32 protein-coding genes and 1 pseudogene are annotated in these 22,465 nt (G+C 36.7%); 25 read left to right on the forward strand and 8 right to left on the reverse strand.

The features are described 5' to 3' along the window. Window positions 1-58 precede the first annotated feature (58 nt). The 3 genes from A7P54_RS05535 to A7P54_RS05545 form a co-directional block, all read right to left on the reverse strand. Window positions 59-424, reverse strand: coding sequence for a MazG nucleotide pyrophosphohydrolase domain-containing protein (locus A7P54_RS05535; RefSeq protein ID WP_171548899.1), 366 nt, complete (start codon window positions 422-424; stop codon window positions 59-61). Beyond that, the gene (locus tag A7P54_RS05540; protein ID WP_171548900.1) at window positions 411-1,538 is read right to left on the reverse strand and encodes an HNH endonuclease signature motif containing protein; all 1,128 of its coding nucleotides are present in this window, start codon (window positions 1,536-1,538) and stop codon (window positions 411-413) included. The genes A7P54_RS05535 and A7P54_RS05540 overlap by 14 nt, the downstream gene beginning before the upstream one ends. Window positions 1,539-1,747: 209 nt before the next feature. After that, window positions 1,748-1,936: a hypothetical protein gene (locus tag A7P54_RS05545; RefSeq protein WP_171548901.1), complete on the reverse strand. Its 189-nt coding sequence runs from the start codon at window positions 1,934-1,936 to the stop codon at window positions 1,748-1,750. Between the two features lie 627 nt (window positions 1,937-2,563). On the opposite strand from A7P54_RS05545, the gene A7P54_RS05550 reads away from it, so the two are divergent. The 11 genes from A7P54_RS05550 (at window position 2,564) to A7P54_RS05600 (ending at window position 10,943) form a co-directional block, all read left to right on the forward strand. Then, entirely contained in the window at window positions 2,564-2,797 is a 234-nt protein-coding gene (locus tag A7P54_RS05550) for a hypothetical protein (RefSeq protein WP_171548902.1), read from the forward strand. Window positions 2,798-3,093: 296 nt separating this feature from the next. After that, window positions 3,094-3,639, forward strand: coding sequence for a cysteine hydrolase family protein (locus A7P54_RS05555; protein WP_171548903.1), 546 nt, complete (start codon window positions 3,094-3,096; stop codon window positions 3,637-3,639). 152 nt (window positions 3,640-3,791) lie between these two features. Further along, entirely contained in the window at window positions 3,792-4,022 is a 231-nt protein-coding gene (locus tag A7P54_RS05560) for a hypothetical protein (protein WP_171549204.1), read from the forward strand. Window positions 4,023-4,170: 148 nt separating this feature from the next. Further along, window positions 4,171-5,082 carry a hypothetical protein gene (locus A7P54_RS05565; protein WP_171548904.1) on the forward strand — a complete coding sequence of 304 codons (912 nt, stop codon included), beginning with the start codon at window positions 4,171-4,173 and terminating at the stop codon, window positions 5,080-5,082. An 11-nt stretch (window positions 5,083-5,093) separates the two neighbouring features. Next, window positions 5,094-5,621 carry a hypothetical protein gene (locus A7P54_RS05570; RefSeq protein WP_171548905.1) on the forward strand — a complete coding sequence of 176 codons (528 nt, stop codon included), beginning with the start codon at window positions 5,094-5,096 and terminating at the stop codon, window positions 5,619-5,621. 47 nt (window positions 5,622-5,668) lie between these two features. Continuing rightward, complete coding sequence (locus A7P54_RS05575; protein WP_171548906.1) at window positions 5,669-6,313, forward strand: putative metallopeptidase; 645 nt, start codon at window positions 5,669-5,671, stop codon at window positions 6,311-6,313. Between the two features lie 46 nt (window positions 6,314-6,359). Continuing rightward, window positions 6,360-6,911, forward strand: a complete 552-nt coding sequence (locus tag A7P54_RS05580; protein ID WP_171548907.1) for a DUF2280 domain-containing protein — start codon at window positions 6,360-6,362, stop codon at window positions 6,909-6,911. Beyond that, a complete protein-coding gene (locus A7P54_RS05585) occupies window positions 6,895-8,211 on the forward strand; it encodes a terminase (protein ID WP_171548908.1) in 1,317 nt (438 codons plus the stop codon). The genes A7P54_RS05580 and A7P54_RS05585 overlap by 17 nt, the downstream gene beginning before the upstream one ends. Window positions 8,212-8,250: 39 nt before the next feature. Beyond that, entirely contained in the window at window positions 8,251-9,591 is a 1,341-nt protein-coding gene (locus tag A7P54_RS05590; RefSeq protein ID WP_171548909.1) for a DUF4055 domain-containing protein, read from the forward strand. Window positions 9,592-9,600: 9 nt separating this feature from the next. After that, window positions 9,601-10,707 (forward strand): minor capsid protein, encoded by a 1,107-nt coding sequence (locus A7P54_RS05595; protein WP_171548910.1) that lies wholly within the window; start codon window positions 9,601-9,603, stop codon window positions 10,705-10,707. Window positions 10,708-10,727: 20 nt separating this feature from the next. Beyond that, entirely contained in the window at window positions 10,728-10,943 is a 216-nt protein-coding gene (locus A7P54_RS05600; protein ID WP_171548911.1) for a hypothetical protein, read from the forward strand. Between the two features lie 144 nt (window positions 10,944-11,087). On the opposite strand, the gene A7P54_RS05605 is transcribed toward A7P54_RS05600, so the two are convergent. After that, complete coding sequence (locus A7P54_RS05605; RefSeq protein ID WP_171548912.1) at window positions 11,088-11,435, reverse strand: lysozyme inhibitor LprI family protein; 348 nt, start codon at window positions 11,433-11,435, stop codon at window positions 11,088-11,090. 58 nt (window positions 11,436-11,493) lie between these two features. Here A7P54_RS05605 and A7P54_RS05610 point away from each other — a divergent pair, with 58 nt between their 5' ends. Beyond that, a complete protein-coding gene (locus A7P54_RS05610; protein WP_004653661.1) occupies window positions 11,494-11,805 on the forward strand; it encodes a DUF4282 domain-containing protein in 312 nt (103 codons plus the stop codon). A 396-nt stretch (window positions 11,806-12,201) separates the two neighbouring features. Then, entirely contained in the window at window positions 12,202-13,659 is a 1,458-nt protein-coding gene (locus A7P54_RS05615; RefSeq protein WP_171548913.1) for a hypothetical protein, read from the forward strand. A gap of 323 nt (window positions 13,660-13,982) precedes the next feature. Here the strand turns inward: A7P54_RS05615 and A7P54_RS05620 are convergent. Both A7P54_RS05620 and A7P54_RS05625 read right to left on the reverse strand, forming a co-directional pair. After that, window positions 13,983-14,117 (reverse strand): annotated as a pseudogene (locus A7P54_RS05620) (Arc family DNA-binding protein); the annotation flags it as partial. A 133-nt stretch (window positions 14,118-14,250) separates the two neighbouring features. Beyond that, window positions 14,251-14,592, reverse strand: a complete 342-nt coding sequence (locus tag A7P54_RS05625) for an Arc family DNA-binding protein (RefSeq protein WP_252728592.1) — start codon at window positions 14,590-14,592, stop codon at window positions 14,251-14,253. Window positions 14,593-14,629: 37 nt separating this feature from the next. Here A7P54_RS05625 and A7P54_RS05630 point away from each other — a divergent pair, with 37 nt between their 5' ends. From A7P54_RS05630 to A7P54_RS05685, 12 genes are all read left to right on the forward strand, one after another. Then, complete coding sequence (locus A7P54_RS05630; protein ID WP_171548914.1) at window positions 14,630-14,785, forward strand: toxin-antitoxin system HicB family antitoxin; 156 nt, start codon at window positions 14,630-14,632, stop codon at window positions 14,783-14,785. Then, a complete protein-coding gene (locus A7P54_RS05635) occupies window positions 14,782-15,510 on the forward strand; it encodes a phage antirepressor KilAC domain-containing protein (protein ID WP_171548915.1) in 729 nt (242 codons plus the stop codon). The genes A7P54_RS05630 and A7P54_RS05635 overlap by 4 nt, the downstream gene beginning before the upstream one ends. 80 nt (window positions 15,511-15,590) lie before the next feature. Beyond that, the gene (locus A7P54_RS05640; protein ID WP_171548916.1) at window positions 15,591-15,887 is read left to right on the forward strand and encodes a hypothetical protein; all 297 of its coding nucleotides are present in this window, start codon (window positions 15,591-15,593) and stop codon (window positions 15,885-15,887) included. 143 nt (window positions 15,888-16,030) lie between these two features. Then, on the forward strand, window positions 16,031-17,263 hold the full coding sequence (locus tag A7P54_RS05645) for a hypothetical protein (protein WP_171548917.1): 1,233 nt from the start codon (window positions 16,031-16,033) through the stop codon (window positions 17,261-17,263). A gap of 122 nt (window positions 17,264-17,385) precedes the next feature. Beyond that, window positions 17,386-17,781: a hypothetical protein gene (locus A7P54_RS05650; RefSeq protein ID WP_171548918.1), complete on the forward strand. Its 396-nt coding sequence runs from the start codon at window positions 17,386-17,388 to the stop codon at window positions 17,779-17,781. Window positions 17,782-17,800: 19 nt separating this feature from the next. Further along, window positions 17,801-18,265, forward strand: coding sequence for a hypothetical protein (locus tag A7P54_RS05655; RefSeq protein ID WP_171548919.1), 465 nt, complete (start codon window positions 17,801-17,803; stop codon window positions 18,263-18,265). A gap of 531 nt (window positions 18,266-18,796) precedes the next feature. After that, window positions 18,797-18,946, forward strand: a complete 150-nt coding sequence (locus tag A7P54_RS05660; protein WP_167247743.1) for a hypothetical protein — start codon at window positions 18,797-18,799, stop codon at window positions 18,944-18,946. Window positions 18,947-19,029: 83 nt separating this feature from the next. Continuing rightward, window positions 19,030-19,821: a hypothetical protein gene (locus A7P54_RS05665; RefSeq protein WP_171548920.1), complete on the forward strand. Its 792-nt coding sequence runs from the start codon at window positions 19,030-19,032 to the stop codon at window positions 19,819-19,821. A 12-nt stretch (window positions 19,822-19,833) separates the two neighbouring features. Beyond that, window positions 19,834-20,784, forward strand: coding sequence for a major capsid protein (locus A7P54_RS05670; RefSeq protein WP_171548921.1), 951 nt, complete (start codon window positions 19,834-19,836; stop codon window positions 20,782-20,784). A 39-nt stretch (window positions 20,785-20,823) separates the two neighbouring features. After that, on the forward strand, window positions 20,824-21,147 hold the full coding sequence (locus A7P54_RS05675; RefSeq protein ID WP_171548922.1) for a HeH/LEM domain protein: 324 nt from the start codon (window positions 20,824-20,826) through the stop codon (window positions 21,145-21,147). A gap of 3 nt (window positions 21,148-21,150) precedes the next feature. Then, window positions 21,151-21,531, forward strand: coding sequence for a hypothetical protein (locus A7P54_RS05680; protein ID WP_171548923.1), 381 nt, complete (start codon window positions 21,151-21,153; stop codon window positions 21,529-21,531). Then, entirely contained in the window at window positions 21,531-21,902 is a 372-nt protein-coding gene (locus tag A7P54_RS05685; protein WP_171548924.1) for a glutamate 5-kinase, read from the forward strand. Before A7P54_RS05680 ends, A7P54_RS05685 begins: the two co-directional genes overlap by 1 nt. Window positions 21,903-21,929: 27 nt before the next feature. Here the strand turns inward: A7P54_RS05685 and A7P54_RS05690 are convergent, their stop codons facing one another. Together A7P54_RS05690 and A7P54_RS05695 are read right to left on the reverse strand one after the other, a co-directional pair. Then, window positions 21,930-22,241, reverse strand: coding sequence for a hypothetical protein (locus tag A7P54_RS05690; protein ID WP_171548925.1), 312 nt, complete (start codon window positions 22,239-22,241; stop codon window positions 21,930-21,932). After that, on the reverse strand, window positions 22,231-22,425 hold the full coding sequence (locus A7P54_RS05695; RefSeq protein WP_171548926.1) for a hypothetical protein: 195 nt from the start codon (window positions 22,423-22,425) through the stop codon (window positions 22,231-22,233). The genes A7P54_RS05690 and A7P54_RS05695 overlap by 11 nt, the downstream gene beginning before the upstream one ends. Window positions 22,426-22,465: the final 40 nt, after the last annotated feature.

Consider the following 22,465-nt stretch of genomic DNA (forward strand, 5'->3'; position numbering starts at 1 on the left):
TATTGTTCCGTCTCATCATTCTCAATATGCACTCTCTTATGGAAGTTCGTGAACAAAACTACTTCGCCAACTTCCACCAATGCAACATCTGCTGTAAATCTACATCCTGCATGGTAAGACCTTCCTGTTGAGCCTGTTCTTCAACATAAGCAATACGTTGCTCAAACTTTGAAATAGCTAAACCTAAACACTTTTCAGAGTCCAGATTTAGACGGCATGCCAAATTAAGTAAAGAGAATAAACAATCTCCAAACTCATCCTCTAAACGATCCTGATTGATTTCTGGAGCATTGATCTCAACAAAGAGTTCATCGATTTCTTCAAGAACTTTTTCTTTGGCCTGCTCATGGTTCTTCCAAGTGAAGCCTTTTGAAATTAATAAGTTCTGGATCTCTTCAGCGCGTTTAAGATTACTTTGTCCCATATCTTTTCTCATTAACTTCATTAAACTTTTCGAAATGTCTAGTCATATACTTTTTGAAAACAGCTAGATCTTTACCTCGGAAAGGGATCTTTATAACGAAATCTATTAACTGATGATTGTTAATAATTTCAAGAATTAAAGGATCTTCACACATGATGAGCCGCAGTGACTCAGGATCAAATGTGATGAAGTAACGATCAAAGAGTTTGTCCATCAAGGCAGACAATAATAAACCATTTCTAGAATCAATCCTTTCCTCATTCGTACACTCGCTCCAAGGTTTGATATGACTAGCAAGTAATAAGGATTCATGTCGAATACCAGTTAAAAGGCAAGTGTTCTTAAAGTTGTGTAAGAGATCACTTCTAAATCGACCTTGACCTAAGCGAGACTGAATAAGCCTTTCTTTGTTAGTCTCTGTTATAGATGAGCTTTGCTGGATTGCATAAATTTCTTCATCAATATCTTTCTCAGGATTGATATCGACAGCATGCGAAGGCGCACTGGATTGAAACTTATCAAAGACTTTCTTTTCACTATTACGTTGTAACACACTATCTTTCAGATCAAAGATAGTCCCTAAGTTTTTTAAAGTATTGTCTTTAATCGCTTCATCAGGCAATTTTACTGAAATATTTGTAATTAGCCCATTTCTACCTTGGACACATGAAGAGTAGCGGAAGCCTTCATAAATCTTGGCAACCTGAGGATCATCAGCAACATTAAAATAGTCTTTCTTTAATTCATAAACGTTGTTTTTAGACTTTAGAGTTGGATAGGCCGCTAGAATATTAAAGTAGAAGCGGTGAGGGTAAATGTTAGTGCCAACCTCATCGTCCCATATTTGAGGGTTATCTGCGTCTTGCTCCGCAGTAACTTCAAACATATCAGTGGTTACTTTCGCCAGAACATATTGTGTTAATTGCCCTGAGAAGCGGCTTCTTACAGGACCTAATAGCGCATGAGCAAATATCAGGTAATCACCAGCTTTAATTAGCTTTGCATTACTATTTAATTCTTTAAAGCCCCAAATTCCATGGTTAAGGCCAGTAAGGAAGTTGTTTAGGCTTGGATCTGCGACATAGATACAATGAAGATTAATATTGTTAGGCATAAAGTAGGATTATTAATAAATAAAGTAAGGATTTTGTGATTATTGGATAGGGTACCATCTCAAAACTATCAAAACAAAACTTATAGTAAATTTTTCAAAAACTTGACCCTGCGCAGGGTAAATGCTATTTTTACGTTATAGTGGTCGTAGTTTATGTGGATCATTGGAATTAAAGCTCATCGAAAGGTGGGCTTTTTATTTGCCCGAAATTAATCGGGCTTAATAGACTGAGCATAGAGTTCAATAGCTTTGGCAATGATAGTGCCTTGAGCTTCTCCAGTTTGATCAGAGAGCGACTTAATCAAGTCGATGGTTGTTTGAGGAAGGCTGTAACCTTTATTAGCAATACCGCGTTTCTCATCGCTCTTAGCTTGAATTCTTGTTCTTGTGTTAGTCATGTTGATTATACTGTAGGTTGAGATATAATCAGGAGAGTAGCCCTTTCGGGCTACCGTTATCTTAGTAAGCTGATTGAGAGATCGGTACTAAGATGATTAAGATTAGTAGTTTCATCATCTTGTCTCCTGTTGTTTGCGTTAGGTATTTCTACCGTCTCAAGTCTTGAACTGCCATTCTTGACTTGATAAATATATTAAAGGTGCACCTACTTTTTAGGTCAACCTATAATTATAAAAAAGCTCACTTTTTGTGGGCTTTTTTGTTTTTAGGCGATTGATGATTTAAGTGATTAGAGCTATTCTTTAATGGAAACAACCTCGTGTGAGGCTGCTATTTCCTTAGTACACTGATTGTGAGATCAATACTAAGAAAATGAAGGTGATTAAAGTTAATAGCTTCATCATCTTTCTCCAGTTGTTCCATGATTTAACTAAGTTAAGTCTGCGCTTGGCAGTTTTGTTTGTTAGAAATAAGCAATGACAAGATGTATATGCCTAGCATATGCATAAAAATGCGCATGCAGAGGTCGCCTAATAAGCGGCCTCTCCTCCCTTTTAAGTGACACATTTAAGCTATTAACTTTGCATTCTGTGGTATAAATTTATCTACAACAATAGGGGGTAATAATGTCAAATAACTCAACCAAATGGCTTTGTATTGGCGGTGTATTAGATGGCACATGGAGAGAGCAGCAAATGGAAGCATTTGATGTTGATCCATTTGAGCTCAATACAGATTCTTATAAACCAAAAAAGCTAAATAACCCTTTAACAGGTGAAGAACAATATTTCTTTGTTTCTACAAAGCTTAATGAAACTGCTTACGACAGAGCTATTGAGATAGCATTGTCTGCAAATTAAATTTAAGACCTCGTTCGGGAGGCTTTCTTTTATGCCCTGCTTCGGTGGGGCTTTTTAATGTTAAAAAAGCTTTGTTTATTCAATAAAGCTATGATAGGTTTAATTCTGTTTAAGTCATGATCAAGTAAAAAATAATGAGCAGTTTACTAAGTAAAACTAGCATTACCACCATCACAACCTCAAAAGAAGGCTGTGTGTGATTTTTTATTGATGTGATTTAATAAGATAACCAAACCCAGTCAATATAGGCTGGGTTATTTTTTCTCGGCTGATTATTGCATGCTAAGAGAAAGATTATGGAAAAACAAAGTTTTAGATCAAAATCTGCATTACTAGTGATAGATATGCAAAATGGACTATTTAAAGGACAGTCTACTCCATACAATGCTCAAATAGTACTTTCTAATATTCTCAAACTTATTGAATATCAAAGTTCAAATGAAATGCCAATTATTTTCGTACGTCATGTTGGGGAAAGCGGTACACAATTAGATCCAGATGGTGTAAATACTCAATTGATAGAAGATTTGCAATTAGATACACATAAAGATCTAGTCTTAGAGAAAAAGTATCCAAGTTGTTTTAAAGGTACATTTTTAAAAGATTTATTAGAAAAACTTGATGTTGATGAAGTCATCATTACTGGAATGAAAACTGAGTATTGTATTGATACAACCGTTAGGACTGCTTCGGAGTATGGATATAAAGTGGTTTTGATCTCAGATGCACATACTACATTTGATTCAGTATCTTTAAATGCTCAGCAAATCATTGGCTATCATAACCAAGTTTTAAGTAATGCATTTGCTAATGTAAAAACATTAGAGGAATACACATCTTAAATTTGATCAAAAAGAAAAATTAAGAACTTCAATTATATTTTTTCATAGCCAAGAGTATTTAGCACATGAAAACCCCGCTAATAACATGTATGTTAGCGGGACTTGTTGCTTTATGTGTTAAGCTGAGATTCATAATTTTATGGATTGTTAAGATGCTTATTTGTATTTGTGGTGATTTGGATGGTGAAGTGGTTGCCAATCGTGAAGATACATTTTTCCGAGCAAGTGAAATCGATCCAAGTAAAACTTCAACTTATAATCGTCAGACATACATTGTGGATGAAAATACATATCACTTTGGGCTTTGCGCAGAGTTACCGTATGCGAATACTACAAAGATTGCTAATCAACATTTAGCGAAAAAATACGCATTTCTCGCTTAGTTCAAAACTTCATAGATTGGGCTCATCGAAAGGTGGGCTTTTTAAGTTATACCTACTGTGTATTTGGTCATTTTGTTATTTAAACAGCTTTTAAATTCATAAAAAATATGAAAAAATACATGATAACGTATTCTAAATTCCAATCACTATGCATTCTTTAGCCCCATATACAATAAGATCTTATGAACCAAATTATTTCAAATTAAAGAAACAGTATCCACCTTTAGATAAAATTTTAGGAAGATTTGACTTATACATTTTATTTAAAGATTTTCTTAATGAACAGGGTACTGATTTTCATTTAAATGAACCAGAAAAAAAAATTTTTAGATTTTTAGATTTGAAGTTTAACGATGAAACTAGAATTATCCAAGGTTACTTAGAGCAAGGCCATTACGGCTTAAAGGCAGACATTATTAATATTGAACTTGGGACTGTAGACTATGAAAAAACAGAAAAAAATGCTGAATTAATAAAATATTATTTTTATTTGAAAATTCCTGTTACCTATAACGAAGGTTTGGCTTTATTTCAGGTTTATAAAAATGTAAGTGCCAAGACTTTGATTTTTAATATATTACTGGATAAATACAAATTAAAGACTGACTTAAACTTACAATTTAACTCTTTAAGTGATCTAAAATCTTTAGAAAAATGGAAAGATGCTCAAGTCAAAGAAATCAAACTAACGAAGTTTAATCCCATCCAAGATAGGGCACAAAAACTTATGAATTTAGGTCATAAAGAAATTGATTCTAATTTATCAATTAGACCTAAAACTGGTAATTTTGGTCCTTTGAGGAGTTTTTATAAAACTGATTCTGACCAATTTAAAGCTGTTGAGGTATGGGAAGAGCAATGTGCTCAGGTAAAAACAGTTGTAAACCTTAATGGTAAAAATAGAACTTTTACAGTTGGTAAAAGCAAAACTTTAGGTTTGTGTGAAATTGAGGCACCTGATAATTTAGAGATTGATGGTGGGCTTCCTACAAATAGTGCTTTGGAATTGTGGTTTGATCAAACTGATAAAGACTTATCCAAAGAGTTATATAAGCCATAAGGATTTAAGTAATGAGCAGTAGAATTAACTTATGTGACATAGTGCTTGGTCATTTTAGGACTCTTAAACAAACCAACAATAAGTTTGGGACTGCTGAGCTTTTGGTATTTATTGTAATACCAATAGTTCTTTCAATTTCGATCATATTTATACCACTTAATAGCAAAGATATAATTTCATTATTAGTTAATTTGGGATCAATTTTTTCAGCCTTGCTTTTATCTGTTTTAGTTTTAGTTTTTGATCAAGAACAAAAGTTAGAGGATAGAAAAGAGATAGCAGAGGAAAAAGGTAGAGCAATTGATCCTTTGTTTACTACTAAAAAAATATTACTAGAAGAGTTATATTACAATATTAGCTATTCTGTTTTCTGTTCAATTGTTCTTGTAACATTGTGCTTGGTTTATTCAACAGTTAAACATGTTGATATTTTACATTCATTTATATTAAAACCTCTAATTGCATTTATGCTTATTAATATTTTACTGAATATATTAATGATTTTAAAAAGAATGCATGCTCTTTTAGTCAATAGATGATTTATTCAATAAAAACCACTTCGGTGGTTTTTTTATGGGTGAAGCTTATGAAAGAAGTTGAATTTGTAGTTCAGCAACGCCCATATCCACCAGACTGGATCTTTGCCCAAGACACACCAAACTTTGCACCGGCACCTGAATTATGGCGATGGATAAAATCAATATTTCTCAATCCTGAACATAAGCTTTTTAACCCTGATCATGCTCATCTAGGAGCGTTCCACTATCCACAGATCGGCGTGATGTGGGCTAAAGGTGGATTCCAGAAACAAGGTCGATTTGTGGTTGGCCAAGCTGAAAAAATCATGATTAATGCGGGTGGATGGAAGAAAGAACGGCAGGAAGAACAGTTTTATCAATGGTTCAATGATTTACCTGATTACTTAATCACGATTGATGCGACCTATGCCCAGCATGCAAATGATGTTGATTTCTGTGCCTTGATCGAACACGAGCTTTATCATATCGCCCATAAAAAAGATGAATGGGGAATTCCATCCTATAACCGCGAAACGGGTAAGCCTAAGTTAACGATACAAGGGCATGACGTAGAAGAGTTTACTGGTGTAGTTCGCCGTTATGGCGCTAATAAGGAAATACAAGAAATGGTGAATGCTGCAAATCAACGGCCAACTGTGGCGAAGGCTGATATCTATCATGCCTGTGGGACTTGCTTTCTAAGAGTGGTTTAAATTTTTTTGCCATTCTTCTTGGATGTACTTGGATGGAATGGTTGAAATGGCACGTATTACCAAAAAGGTGAAACTGTTCATCGTGAGGATGCTTGCCGAGTTTGAAACTCCTACCCAAACATCCAAATCAGTTAAAGATATTTTCAATATTGAGGTTAGCCCTCAACAGTGTGAAGCATATGATCCCACCAAAAGAACAGGGCAAGACCTAAGCCAGGAATTACGAGATAAGTTTTTTGAATATCGCCGTTTGGCCAATGATGAACTTGAAGCAATCCCGATAGCCAATAAACGTTACCGTCTACAGCTATTACAACAGCTCGTAGAGAAATTCCCCGATAACCCTGTATTAACTCCTAAATGGGCGGAACAAGCAGCAAAAGAAATGGGTGGGTTGTTTACCAATCGTCAGGAAGTTGCAACAGCCAACGGTGTTGAAAAAGCTCAAACCAAAGCTGATGTAGAACTTGAGATTAAAAAGTTAGAACTGCAAAAGCTGCAGCGTGAAGTGAATCCTCCAGAACATCGACCTCCTGATGAGGATTACAAAATTGCTCTGAATCCTGATGAGGAGATACCAGATGAGCCAATTCTTTAATCCTCCTGAAGGTTCAGTTCAATTAACGCCTAAGCAAGCTAATATCTATTTATGGGGCTGGCAGAAAGAAGCTCGATTTCGTGATGCGGTTTGTGGCCGCCGTTTTGGTAAAACATTCTTGGCCAAAGCTGAAATGCGTAGGGCAGCCAGACTGGCAGCACAATGGAAAGTATCCGTTGAAGATGAGATCTGGTATGCAGCACCTACATTCAAGCAAGCCAAGCGGGTTTTCTGGAAACGATTAAAACAGGCAATTCCTGCATCATGGCGAGCAGGCAAGCCAAATGAAACCGAATGTTCAATTACTTTAAGAAGTGGCCACGTTATCCGTGTGGTTGGTCTGGACAACTATGATGACCTTCGTGGATCTGGCTTATTCTTCTTAATTATTGATGAATGGGCGGACTGTAAGTGGGCAGCATGGGAAGAAGTACTTCGACCAATGCTCTCAACCTGTAAATATATGATCAACGGCGAACAACGTGTCGGAGGACATGTACTAAGGATCGGGACGCCGAAAGGCTTTAATCATTGCTATGACACATTCATGGATGGTCAACCCGGACATGAGCCTGATTGTAGAAGCTTTTCATATACCTCACTTCAAGGTGGGAATATCCCTGAATCCCAGATCATTGTTGCTAAACGCAAAATGGATCCTAAGACATTCAGTCAGGAATACGAGGCAAGCTTTGAAAGTTATCAGGGCGTTATCTTCTATTGCTTTAATCGAATGCTAAGCGCATCGAGTGAGACGGTTAAGCCGAATGAAGTACTGCACATCGGGATGGACTTTAACGTCACCAAGATGGCAGCTGTGGTCTATGTGCGCCGTGGTGAGCAGATGCATGCGGTTGATGAGTTTGTAAATCTGTTTGATACCCCTGCAATGATTGAGGCAATACAGGAACGCTATCCAGATGATGAGATTGCTATCTATCCCGATGCTTCAGGTGAAAACCGCAAGTCGAGCAATGCCAGTGAAACCGATCTGGTGTTACTCAGAAAGGCTGGCTTTAAGGTCCACGTCAACAGCAGAAACCCTGCTGTGAAGGATCGAATCAATTCAATGAATGGCATGCTCTGCAATACTTTGTCTGAGCGTCGTTTATTCGTAAACGTAACCAAGTGCCCACACTTTGCAAAATGTCTGGAACGTCAGATCTATGATGATTATGGCCAGCCTGATAAGAAGTCAGGCTTTGACCATATGAATGATGCAGGTACTTATCCAATCGCATATTTATTCCCGATCGACAAAAAGTCAGCAGGAATGCGCAGGATCCGAGGAATGGCTTAACCAACGCACCTTTACAGGTGCTTTTTTTATGGTGTTTTTATGGCAGTGACTGATAAACATCCGCAGTATATTGCTGCACAAAAAAGCTGGCAGTTGATGCGTGATGCTGTTGCTGGTGAGGAAGAGATTAAGCAAGCCACGACAAAATACCTTTCTAAGTCCGCAGGCATGATCGAAGCCGAGAAGCAGGGCGATACTGCAGGTGAGATCTATAAAGCTTATGTGAATCGTGCTCAATATCCGTTATGGATTCAGGATTCATTACGTACCATGATTGGCTTGGTATCAAAGCTTGAGCCGGACATTGTGATAGAAAGTAATCTTCTCACTGGTTTGATTAATAACGCCACCAATGATGGATTTGGGCTTAAACAACTTTTTATTCGGATTTCCCTAGAACTGCTTGAATACGGGCGCTGTGGCTTATTGGTAGATGTAGATGCGAATGGTGTTCCATATTTTGCGATGTACGATGCGCTGTCAATTATCAACTGGAAAGAAAACAGCATTGGCGGCCGTAAAGATCTAAAGCTTCTGGTGCTCGAGGAGCAGTTTGATAACAGTAATGATGAGTTTGGCCATGAGACTAAAACTGTGCACCGAGTTTTATCCATGCAAGACGGCGCTTTAACAGTACGTTTATTTGATGGAGCAATACCAGAAGATAAGACCCCTGATCTAGGTGGTAACCAACTTTCTTTTACGCCGTTTGTATTTTGCGGTACCACGGACAATTCGCCTGATGTGGGTTCGGTACCATTGCTGACGATGGCCAAAGCTGCACTGAAGTATTACCAGTTAAGCGCTGATTATTTCCAGTCTCTGCACCACACGGCGCATCCACAGCCATGGATCAGTGGTTTGGATGATGATTCAGATATCAGTGTGACTGGCGTAATGGCCGTTTGGGATTTACCTAAGGATTCAACATGCGGTTACTTGGAAATCTCAGGTGATGGGATAGATATGACCAAAAAGGAAATGGATGCCCAGAAAAACTCAGCATTGGAAGCAGGGGCTAAGGTCATTGATACCAATAATCAGGAATCAGGGGAAGCCCGCCGTGCACGTCAGGATGATCAACATGCAAGCTTACACAGCATCGTGATGTGTGCTGCCGAAGCCATTGAGCAAGCCATTAAATATGCGGCACAGTGGCTCAAGCTAGATCCATCTAAATATGCTTTTACGGTTGAGCCAGAATTTATTGTTCAACAATACGATATCAACTTGGCCAAGCAACTTTATGAAGGTGCACTTGCAGGCAAAAACTCATTCAAGACCTATTGGGAATATATCGCGACAGGTAAGCTTCCAATGCATGAATATGAAGAGGAACTTGACCGGGTTCAGGATGAGCGAAACAGTCTGCCGTTATAAGAGGGCTAAATGGCTTCAAATGACCATAAAAATCTGATTGAGATACTCACTCAGCACCAGGCTTATTTGTATCGAGCATCATCTCAATCGGTGAATGAATTAACCAGATTATTTAATTCAGAATCAGACCAAATGCTGTCAAAGCTTCGGGATCTACTGGATGAGTTGAATGATGCAGAGAAGGTGGCTTTAGCGGGTGGCCAATACACCACAAACAATCTTAAAGAGATTCGAGATCTTATTTCTCAATGGTTCGCCAGCTTAAGTGCTTCCATTCCTGAAGTATTTGCCGTTTCAGCAGTAGCTTTGGCGGTATATGAGGTGAATTACACTGCCAGACTATACGGCGGCAAGATCAAAAAGCAGAACGGCAATAAGCTTTATTTTTCAGCCAAGAAAACGCCACTGGTAGGCGGTGCTCTGGTTGATGATCTGCTGTCTAAAATTGCTGAAAGTGCTCGTCAAAAGGTGGAGTATGCAATTCGGGATGGCATTAGCAGCGGTAAGACAAATCAGGAAATCATCAAGCGCATCCGTGGTACCAAACGCCAGAATTATGAGGATGGCATTCTAAATACCAGTAAATCTGATATCGATCGCACGGTGAGAACCATACGTAGCCATGTAGCGAATCAAGCTTACCAAGATAGCTTTAATCAGCTAGGTTTTGAATACTTAAAGCTAGTTGCTACGTTAGATGGGAGAACATCAAAACTTTGTGCGTCTCTAGATGGTACTGTTTGGGAGTTCCATGATCCTGCAAAGCGCGTACCGCCGTTGCATCCTAATTGCCGGAGTATTTTAGTACCCGTTGATAAAGATGGTCTGTTGGTTGGCCAACGTCCATTCGTGATGGATGAACGTAAAGTTAAAGACATTCCAAAGGATGAACGTGAACAGCTGATTGGTCAGATTGATGCAAATACCACTTTCAAAGCGTTCTTTAAGAAAACAGATGATTTCTTTCAAAAGGAATGGCTAGGGCCTAAACGGTACAAGCTTTATAAAGATGGGAAGTTTGATTTTGACAAGTTCTTTGATCCCGATGGGCAGCTTTACACACTAGAACATCTTAGAAAGCTAGATGAGCTAAAATTTAAGGAGCTTGGAATTTAACAAATGTAGAGGTACTTACTATGTTAAAGGTATCAATTTGCGAATGTAGGACGCGCAAGGAAGAATTAGAAAAGGCTTTAACCAATCAGATTGCAGAGTTAGTCAATAAGTTTGAGATTGAAACAGGGGTAAATATTCGTGATATTTACCTGAATTTTACTGATGTGTCTGAGATCGATCGACCAGATAAGTATGTATTCACCAGTGTTACGATTAGAACGCTGGAATCTGATTAATAGCTTAAATAGAAATGATTATTCTGGCCTATAGATTGATCGGTCTATCTCGAATAATAAACAGTAAGGCGTAACCATTGAAAAACAATCCCTAAGGGAATTTCAATGGCCTACACCTTTGATAATAGCTATAGTTCGTGCTGTTTATTCTTGTAGAGATTTTAAATAGTCAATTCTTTGGCTAATTAAGTCTGTTTGGCAGGATAATGAAATAGAATTCGATGCTGGACTATGATTGGAGTCAGCGTCAACAAAATCCGCACATTGTAAATCACGATAAGTTATCCATGCTTTTTGAGCGGCATCGAGTTGAGGTTTTGCTTCAGTTTGAGTGTAAACCTTGTTGTAAGTTTTATTTAACTTTGCTTTTAGTGATTTAACACTTTCAGCCATACATTGTTCTATTTCAAATGAATTACTTGTCTTGCTACAATTCCCAGCCCAAGCGTTAGCCCCAATTAAACAAAAAACGATTAGAAGTAGTTTTTTCATTTTTAATTCCATATGATTAGGACGTTTTGCAAACATAATATTATTAATAGGGGTGGAAATGAAAAATATTTTTTTCTTAGATGCTGTTTTGTCTACAAAAATAATTACAGTTATGTACTGGCTAATGCTTTTGTCGGTTTGGATAGTAGGCTTGGCATTTATTCTTAATTCTGGATCAGGGACAAATATAGCTTCACATGAGGTAGCAGGCGGCCAAAGTATATTTATTGGTATTCTTATTCTGGTTTTTGGCTCAATCCTTGTTCGCGTTATGTCGGAATTTTGGGTCGTAATTTTTAAAATTCAACAGAACACTAGACGGACATCGGAACTTCTTGATGAAGTAGCTAATAATAGGAATACTTTTTAAAAGGCTATATCAATTGTTTGAAAAAAATCCACCTTCTTAGGTGGTTTTTTTCACTTTAAAAAAGTACTTCAAGGTTTCACTTTATTGTTTAGTTGGTGGAAGGATATGTTTAGCAATCTCATGACCAATATCCATTAAAGACGGCATTCGATCAGTGGCGACAAGCCAAGCTAAAACAAGTACGACAACAATTATTAGTATGTTTTTTCCCATAATGATTCCGGAAGGTTTTTATGAAACTAGAAAATATTGTTCTAATTGAAAATATAATTCAATATTTTAATAATTAGACTTAATATTAATTCCTTTAATTAAATTAACTTTTAAATAAATATTACAATTGACTTAACAATCTTCTTTTGTTATTTTTCTGTAAAAAATGATGAAGTGAAACTAATGAAAATTTATGAAAATGCTTTAAGAGACCTCATATACAATGACTACAAAAGAAACTTGTTTGAGCAAATTATTGGAGTGAAAAGCTCAGATCAAATTGAAATAGAGGACTTGTATAATTTTCCTAATCTATTAAAAAAACAAACTGAAGAAAAAATCAATAATCTAGTCAACAGTTTAGAAGATATAGAGTTTATTGGGCGTGAAATACGTTTAAAAAAGGAAGATTCCTCAACAACACGTATAGATTTAGTTGCAATGACTTTGGACAATGGTCCCGCTATTATTGAATTAAAAAAGTCAACTCAAACAGAACGAGAAGCTTTTACAGAACTATTAGCATATTCAAACTATTTTTGCAGTCTCTTTCCTGGTGCAGCTGAAAGTACTTCTGTTATCTCAATTCTTATTGCTCCTATGCAGACACGAATTGTGCAAGATGCTTATTTTCAAGAGTTGATGTTAAATAATAAAAATATAATTGCTTTGATTCCTGAACCAAATGAGGATGAAACTGAATTTAAATTTAGAGTCTATTATCCACAAGATAACTCTTATGTAACTTTTTCTAATTCTATGTTTCATGATGACTCTATTAGAGTTGCAACATTAGCTTTTGAGCTGGTAGATGGTTGGGTAGATTCTTATGAAAAAGAGAGGGGGAATTATAATAGTTATGTCAAGGATGCATTTGATGCTATAACTAGCAATATTGCTTTAGAATTAGAATCAAATGGTTATCATGCTTTTGTGTATGGTTCTCAAAGATGGAAAGAACACCATTCTATTTTCCCATTACCAAATGTTATTTATATTGTAGCATTGAATCCTTTTGCAAATGATAATTATGGACAGAACTTTTACTCTGAAGCCAGAGAAGCCCGTTTAAGTTCTTTTATAGAGCAATTAGATAATGGAGCAATAAACTTTTTTGATGATTGTGAAATCTCTAATACAGAATTTTTTGAAAAGGCCGATAATGGTTTTGATAACAGATTATGGGCAATATGCTCAAAAGCTTTTGAAAATTCTCTTTTAAGTAAAAATATGCATATATCTAAGGAATATGGCAGTTTACCATGGTCATATTATAAAAAGGAGATGATGGAAAGTGTCACTTTTCATCATTTTAATATTTATCAAACTGGACTTTTCAGAAAAACAATTCTTGAATATATAAAACAGATGTATACGCAATGTGAAGATAGCGAGTTCTATTCAGATGATTTACCAATATTTGCGTATGATACGTATAGAAAATTTTTCTTTAATTGGCAAGTTATTGAAGGTTTAGGTTATAAGCAAGAAGAAGATTATATTAGTTCTGATATGCATAATATTTGTGATCACTGTGGTAAACCCAAAGAAAAACTATATGCTTATTCAGTAACTGATAATTTTGAAGAAATAGAAGAAAGTGTTTGTATAGAATGCATAGATAGTATACGCAATAGTTAGAAAAAAGCACCTCATGGTGCTTTTTTTATATCTACATATTTTTGCAAAAGATCCTTTGTTTCATCATCAAGTGATTTCATATTTATATTGTCAATATCTTCACTATATAATTTCTTCAAATTCTCTATAGCAGTATCTCTTTCTAATATCATAAATTCTTTAATAGTATTCCACTTATTAGCTTTCTCAGTATCTTGAGTGTGGGCTTTTATTAAATAATTAACATTACCGATCTGAAGTTCAAGACGTTCAATTGTGTAAGTCAGATTCAGAATTCTTTTGTTTATATATCTTTTATATGCTTCTTGATGATTAGTTGGGGGAAAGCTTTCCTCAAGTCTAGAAACCATTTCAGCACTTTGTGAACGGTTATTTTCTTCAGCAGATTTTTCAATTTTTTCTTTTAAATCAGGCGGAACACGTAATCGAACGATGGTGTGATCAGCTTGGTTACTCATGAATGACCTCGAAAGCCACAAAATGTGGCAAATATTTTAGTTAACTTATTTACATTACCACAAAGTGTGGCTATATTAATTAAAAGCCACACTTTGTGGCATTTTAAGGAGGTCTGAAATCTAAAAAATTTATTTACTCTGTAAAGTCTGTTTTTTCACGTTTTGAAATTCGTACTTCGCAATCTTTTTCTGCCAGACGCTCAGCAAGAATGGAGATTAAGTCTTCAGTTTTTAAACTTCTAATAGCAAATACTGCTCGGTTAAAACTTTTTTCTAAACGATTCACAATTTCGGCGTTCATAGAGCGGTTGTTTTCTTTTGCTGTATTAACAAGCTGCTCTCTAAATTCGGGAGTTACACGTACTTTCATGGTAACAACTTTATTGTCGTCTTCAGTCATAGCAAAAGGCTTAAAAAATAAAATTGATGTTAACCCCATTTTGGGGATTGACCAATAACCCCAAAATGGGTACATTGGATTAACACCCCAAAATGGGGTCATTGGAGGGAGTATGAAACCTAAAGAATTCGTCTATGTGAAAGTCCGCTTGGAAATTGATTCTCACAAACAGCTTAAGGCTAAAGGTGAGTCTGACGAGCGATCTATGAATTATCTGATTAATAAAGCGGTCAAATTGTTGATCGTTGAAGAAGGAGTTAAAACATGAATGCGATTGTTCCATCATTACACGTACAATCCATGAATCATATTGAGATTGCTGAACTTGTTAATAAGCGATCTGACAACGTGAAACGGACTATTGAAACTCTTGTTGATAAAGGTGTAATTCGGCTTCCTCAAATTGAGGATATCGATAAAATCAACAACTTAGGGTTAAATATTAAAGTTAAGACTTACATTTTCACAGGCGAACAAGGCAAAAGGGACAGCATTATTGTAGTCGCTCAACTTTGCCCGGAGTTTACAGCTCGCTTAGTAGACCGTTGGCAGGAATTAGAAGCTCAAGTTGCTAAACCAATTGATCCAATGAAACTACTGGCAGATCCACATGCTTTACGAAATGCCTTACTCACATATTCAGAAAAAGTCATTGAGCTTGAACAGCAAGTAGAAGTTATGCAACCAACAGTTGAAGCTTTTGATCGTATTGCAACAGCGGATGGTAGCTTGTGCCTAACAGATGCCGCAAAAGCATTACAAATGCGACCGAAAGATCTGATCTCATGGCTGAATCAAAAACAGTGGATTTATAAACGCACAGGCTCAGCACATTACTTGGGCTATCAAGAAAAAGTACAGTCTGGGTACTTAGAACATAAGGTAACTGAAATCACCCGAGGAGATGGCTCAGCTAAAATCACAGAGCAGGTGAGAGTAACACCAAAGGGACTAACCAAGCTTTCAAAGCTATTAGGAAATCACAATGCATAATTCAGGCAATAAAAAAGCCCTCACGAAACTTGCAGGAATCAAAGGGCTTAGCATTGTCATCACATGGAGTAATAAACAACATGAACAGTATGACCCAGTTAGTTGCTGAAAATCAAGTCTATGATGCAAGTGATGTTGCTGAGGGCTTTGCACTCGCTTATGAGCAAGTTGCCGATATTGCTGCAATGCTTGATGCAATCCAGCATAAGCAAGAGCGAACCATTGAATATGTGGGTAAGGTGTATAACGTACCTGAATCGGTATTCAAAGAACTCATTAGGCTTTTCCATATCACTGAAAGCATGATTCAGGACTCATTAGAGTTTAGTAAAAAGCAGGAAGATCATTATCAAGCTGAAGTAGGGAGCAGTTCATAATTTATATTCAATTAAGTGAAAACCACCTTTCGGGGTGGTTTTTTATTTGAGAAAAGATCATTTTAATTATTTAGTGTGATAAATGAGTTTTAAAATATAGTAATTCATTGTAAGTTAACGAATTCTGTTTTTTACGCGATAAAATGGCTATTTATACTTTTAACGAGAAAGAAATAAAACCTGTTGAAACTACAACTTTTAAAAACGAATCAATTTATGAAAGGATTCATCTTCAACAAGCAATCAAAAACAATATCTCAGTTATTGCTCCAGATTGTTTGATTATTTCCGAGGAATACTCTGAATGGGATGGTTCTAAGAAAAGAATTGATCTTCTTGCAATTGATAAAAATGCCAATCTGGTCGTTATTGAATTAAAACGGACTGAGACTGGAGATCATATGGAACTTCAGGCATTAAGATATGCCTCGATGGTCTCAACTATGACCTTAGATATCGCTGTAGATAATTTCTATAGATATAAGAAGGCCAATGGGTTTCCTGATTTTGATAAAGATAAAGCATTACTAGAAATTTCTAGTTTTGTGGATATAGATAACTTGGATGAGAATACTTTCTCTGTTGATGTAAGAGTTATTCTGGTTTCTCCTAACTTTTCCAAAGAATTAACCACATCTGTAATTTGGTTGAATGAGCGAAATCTGGACATTACATGTATCAAAATACAGCCCTATACCTATAATGAACAAATTCTCTTAGATATTCAGCAAATTATACCGTTACCAGAGGCTAAAGATTACCAGATCAAAGTTCATAAAAAGTCAGAGGAAAGACGGGAAGCAAAGAATTCAAGCTCTAAAGATTATTCAAAGTTCTTGTTTAATGGCAATGCTTTTAATAAAAGAAATCTTGCACTGGAAATCATAAAAACGAGATTTAATGAGCTAAATCTTAAAAATTTTGAAGCTTTGTGCAATGAGTTTTCTCAGTATGACAATCTGGAAAAGCTATTTGAAAAGTATGAAGAGGTTGAAGAACATAGAAAAGGACGCTATTTCTTTGATGATGAGCATATTCTTACAATGAATAATGGCGATAGATATGTTATTTCAAATCAATGGGGTATTGGTAATATATACAAGTTGATTGAGATAGCTGATAACTTTAACTATGAAATTATTGATCAGTCCCGAAATAGCACCATTCGCTCGTATAGTGCGGATAACTATGAAATTATACAGTTAGAAGATAAAACAATCTTGGTCAAGTTAGATAGAGAAAAGATAAAAGCATACCCATTTCTTGAACAATTAGGCCTTAAGTATGGCGTAAATAATTTTACTGATTCTGGTGGTAAAAAGAATACCAGACAGCTAGGAAAGGAAATATTAGATAAGCTATTAGAATTGTCCTAATTGTGGATAAAGCGTGTGACGGTATGTCTAAATTCTACGTTCCACGCGGGATTATAACTGTGACGGTAAAAAAAGTTACAGAAAATTAATGATTTGAGATATTGATAATTTGAGGATTTTTGATGAAATTATTTGCTTTTATAATTTGTTTAGTTACTGCTAATACATGTTTTGCTTTAACTCCTGAAGAATTTGAACAGGAATATGTGCGTCTTAAAAGTGAATTAAATAGAGCAGTACTGCAAAACGCGATTGATTCTCGTGATTATAACGATGAAAAAATTCCAGAAGAAGAAAAGTTTCAGTCTCAAAGCAGTTGGTGTAAGTTAGCAAAAAAAAGAGTTAACTTATTAGATTTTGTAGTTAAAAATTATCCTGACTACAAAGAGCTAATGAAGAAGAATAATCAGGATGATGATTCGACATTGAAGGATTTTAAAAAGTTTTACAAGAGTCAAAATGCTATGTATTTACGTTTGAATGATGCTTTGAAGGATACTGAGTATAAATGTGAATAATAATAAAGGTGAATTCACTATGGAATTAATTGATGATTCAATAAGTTTTTTATCAGGATTCTTAAAGGGACTTGCAGAGATTGATGGTGATATAAGGGAAAAAAACTTATACATCTTTGATGTTGAGAATGACTCCTCATTATCAGTAGAAGGTAACTTTTTTAAGCATTATGATAATTATGTTGGACGAGATTTCACGTATGAAAAAATTAATTTTTCTAAAATTGAAACATTAATTCAGGATTATTTATTAACCAAACCTTTAGGTATGACAATTGATACCACAGATCGTAAAAAGTATTTAGCTTTTCGTATCATGGATTACCTTAGTTGGTGCTTTAGTGATGATGTAGATGTATATGATTTAGATGTGTATTTTGCAAAAATGACTCAACCAAGTGGAGTATTTGTAAGATTTTTCATCATCCCTTTTAAGGGAAAAGCACTTTATTTTCTCATTGAGGAAAAAGTAGCTTTAGAATAGTTTTATCTTCTAAAGGAATAGAGCTACACGTATAAGAGAGAAGAAATCGGAAATAGGAAGCTGCCTTAGGGCGGCTTTTTTAACGAATAGATAAATTGAAGGAAATACTCCCTGAGAATACTAGTAGTGAAAACGAAGTAATTTGAGTTCACAATTTAATCATCTAATGTTTAAGATCAAATCAGTGTTTTTATATTTAACAAAGACTTAAAAATAAGCGAGTGTAAAATTTAATCAACAAGAATAATTTGCCCTTTTTAGGTCTTTTCAACCCTATTGACATGATTTATTATTTTTTCAAGCGAAGCCGACTCTCAACAAGTCGGCTTTTTTAGTGCCTGAAAAAAGTTATGGAACAAAAATCTAGAGGACTTTTTAGATGTGTAAATATTCAAATTGATAGGAACGCGTTCCGTCTAAACAATGGCTTAGTAAAGAAATATGCTAGCCCAATAAAGCAAAAACCCCAGTGCGCTAACACTGAGGTTTTCAATTCAACTCAACCGGTGAAAGTTAAGGAGAAATATCTCTATGCATAAGAATACATCAAAATCCGAGTTAAAGGTAGATGGAAAAATGAGTGAGAAAGGTGCCGATCGAGCAGGACTAATGCAGGCGATTACCAATTTTGGATTAGTCATAGGACTTATCATTATCGCGATTATTTTAGCACTGAAATAATCGCATTTACTTATACACCGCCTTAGGGCGGTTTTTTATTGCCTTGAGAAAAGGCTCAACCTAATCAAACGAGAGGTTTGAACATGTCATTACCATTTATTGTGACTTCACTAGAAGACGTTAAAGAGGAACATCGTGGCTTATATGTCGAGGAGGACGGGAAGTTTCGCCTTGATCTGGATGGTTACGAAGATCCTAAAGGTCTGAAGACTGCATTACAAAGCGAGCGTGATGCCGCCAAGAATGCGAAGCAAGAACTCCAGAAGCTACAAAAACAGTTTGAAGGGATTGATCCTGAAATTGTCAAAAAGCTGTTTGCCCAATTGGAACTCGATGAAGATGCGAAATTAATTGCTGAAGGCAAAGTCGGTGAAGTCATTCAAAAGCGTACCGAGAAGATGCGTGAACAACATGACAAATTACTAAATGCTGAAAAAGAACGTGCGGATAAGGCCGAAGCCTATGCCAATAAGTTCAAGCAATCTGTTGTCCAAGGCCAAATTGTTCAAGCAGCAGTAGAACTTGAAGCCTTACCCGAAGCAACCGCAGATATCGCATTCCTAGCTCAATCTAAATTTGTACTCGATGAAGACGGCAAGGCTGTCGCTATCGATGCACATGGCGACGTCGTTATTGGGAAAGATGGTAAGACGCCATTGTCTCCTAAGGAATGGGTTGAAACCTTACGCGAGCAAAAACCTTATTTCTGGCCAAAAGCAAATGGTTCGGGTTCACCAGGTAGCACCAATACAAAAACTCAGGTCGATATCACTAAACCTGATGGCTCGGTGAACCTCACCAAACTCGCGCAATTACGAAATGAAAATCCGCAGTTAGCCAAAGAGCTTGCTGCAAAACATGGTATTAAACTTTAAGGAGAAGGCCACATGGCTGAAACAAAAATTGCTGATGTAATCGTACCAGAGTTATTCACTCAGTACGTTTTAAACAAAACCACCAAGAAATCTGCTTTATGGCAGTCGGGTATTGTTGGTGAACTGGATGTTGAGGTGGCATTCGGTACCCAAGGCGGCTCTACTGTGAATATTCCATTCTGGAACGATTTAGACGGCGAGTCTGAGGTCCTATCAGATAATCAGGCCTTAACCGTGAATAACATTGCAGCGGGACAGGATATTGCGATTTTACATGCTCGTGGTAAAGCTTGGGGTGCCAATGACCTTGCTAAGGCATTGTCTGGTGATGATCCATTGGGTGCCGTTGGTGATCTTGTTGCAGATTACTGGGCACGAGAGTTCCAAGGTTTCACTGTGAATACACTTAAAGGTGTGTTCGGTTCTGCCAGTATGGCCAGTAATACCCATGATATTTCCGCTGGTGCCGGTGCTGCTGCAGTGATTGATGGTGTTTCTTTTATCGATGCTTCTTATAAGTTAGGCGATGCGGTTGATAAATTAACAGCAATTGCCATGCATTCAGCAACGATGGCTGCATTGGCGAAACAAGGTCTGATTGAAACGGTCCGTGATGCTGATGGTGTGGTGCTTTATAAGACCTTTATGGATCGCCGTGTAATTGTCGATGACGGCATGCCGGTTGATGGTGATGTATTTACATCGTTCCTGTTTGGCCAAGGTGCAATTGGTTTTCAGGATATTGGAGCACCAGTAGGCGTGGAAACAGATCGCGACAGTTTAGCCGGTTCAGATATCTTGATTAACCGCCGTCATTTTGTTCTGCATCCTCGTGGTATCAAATGGTCGGGAGCAATGGGAGTTGCACCTAACAATAGCGGCCTTTCAACAGAAAGTAACTGGGAACGCGTATACGATCCAAAGCAGATTCGTATTGTGGCGTTTAAACATAAGGTCAAATAAAGGCGGTTAATACCGCCTTTTCTTTTTGGAGATCCTTTCATGGGACTTTCATCATTCAACCGAGTACGGGAACGACAAATGACACAAGAAAAAGTGAATGAACTTGAAGAACAACTGGCAGGCGTAAAAGGCGAGTTTATTGCATTCATGAATGATCCTGAAGCAATGAAAGCACGTATTGCAGAACTGAATGAAGGTAAAGGAATACCTGATCCTTTAGATGGTCCACCAGCAGGTGATTATGAAAACTGGAAGGTAGATCAAATCAAGGCTCACTTAACCGATCTTGGTATTGAGTTTAAGAACTCAGCCTTTAAGCCTGAATTGATCGCCCTTATTCCTCAGCAACAACAAGGGGAATAATCTATGAGCTTTATCACTGAACAAGAAGCGATTGAACATGTTGTAGGCTTTGATGCTTTATCTGCCAGTGATAAGGCTGATTATTTGCAAAAGGCCGAAGCCTATCTGATCGCCCGTAATGTGAAACCTTATGATGATGTGACACTAGTGCCTAAGGCACTAAAAACAGCCTCATACGAGATCATTAAGGGCATCATGAACGGTGAGCTCTACCAAGGGCAGGAACAGGCCTTAAAACGTAAAAAGGTTAAGGCCGATACAGTTGAATCAGAAAAGGAATACCAGGAAGGATCCCTAAAGCTGAATGCAACTGAGCAATATATTCTGGATCTGATTAAACCTTTCACTAAACGCTCTGCAGTGTTCTTTGTTAGGAGGATTTAATGGGCTTACGTGATGAACTGCAGGCAGACATTGCCGAGGCATTAGATGAGGATCTAGCAGATGCTGTTCAAACTTTTTCGTGTGAGCGGATAATCAAAACAGAATGGGATCCTCTGACTGAAACGCATAAGACGATTAAAGAGAACTATTCTGGCCGTGGTGTGCTGTTTGGCTCATATAGTCAATACGAGATTAAGACACTTGGAGTATTAGCCACCGACAAAAAAGCGATTGTTCTGCAGAATGAAGTAACCATGGTGCCGAAAATTGATGATGAGTGGCTTACACCCCATGGTAAGTTTCGAGTCGTGCATATTCAGCAGGATCCAGCCGAAACGATTTGGATTATGTGGCTTAGGGAAATTGGATAATGAACGAAACATTATCCAACATAGTGTTTATCCGAATTTTTTTAGAAGTAGTTCAGTAATATTCTTCAAAGAACGTTCAACAAATTCATCTTCAGACTCATTTTCAAGTGGTTCACCTACAACATCGCTAATACTTTTAATGGAGTTAGGTGAGGTCACATATTCAATAATTTGCTTTTCAAATTTGCTGGCCTGTGATTTATCTAGTGGTAAATCACTAAGTACTATAGATTGTCCTAAGTTACTAACTAGTTCATTTTTAGGTGTAGCTACAATAGCTCCTGTAGGCTCAGAAGGGGTATTTATAAAATCTTCTAAAGTAAATTGATTATTTTGCATTATTAAATGCTCCTTCTTTAGTCTCGTTCTGTTTTTCTTTATAGTCTTTATAGTAAGCCTTAAGAACTACTGTGAATCCCTCTAAAATTACTTTAATAATTTCATCCTTTTTTTCATCGGGGAGTTTTCCCCAAAATCCTTTAATAAAATTGAGAATTTTATTAAAAACACTTGAAATGAACATGCTAACCCTTAGTTTTTGTTAAAAGTATAGAGTCTGAAAT

Origin of the sequence: Acinetobacter sp. Ac_3412 (genome assembly GCF_013072675.1) — a bacterium.
Classification (GTDB): domain Bacteria; phylum Pseudomonadota; class Gammaproteobacteria; order Pseudomonadales; family Moraxellaceae; genus Acinetobacter; species Acinetobacter higginsii.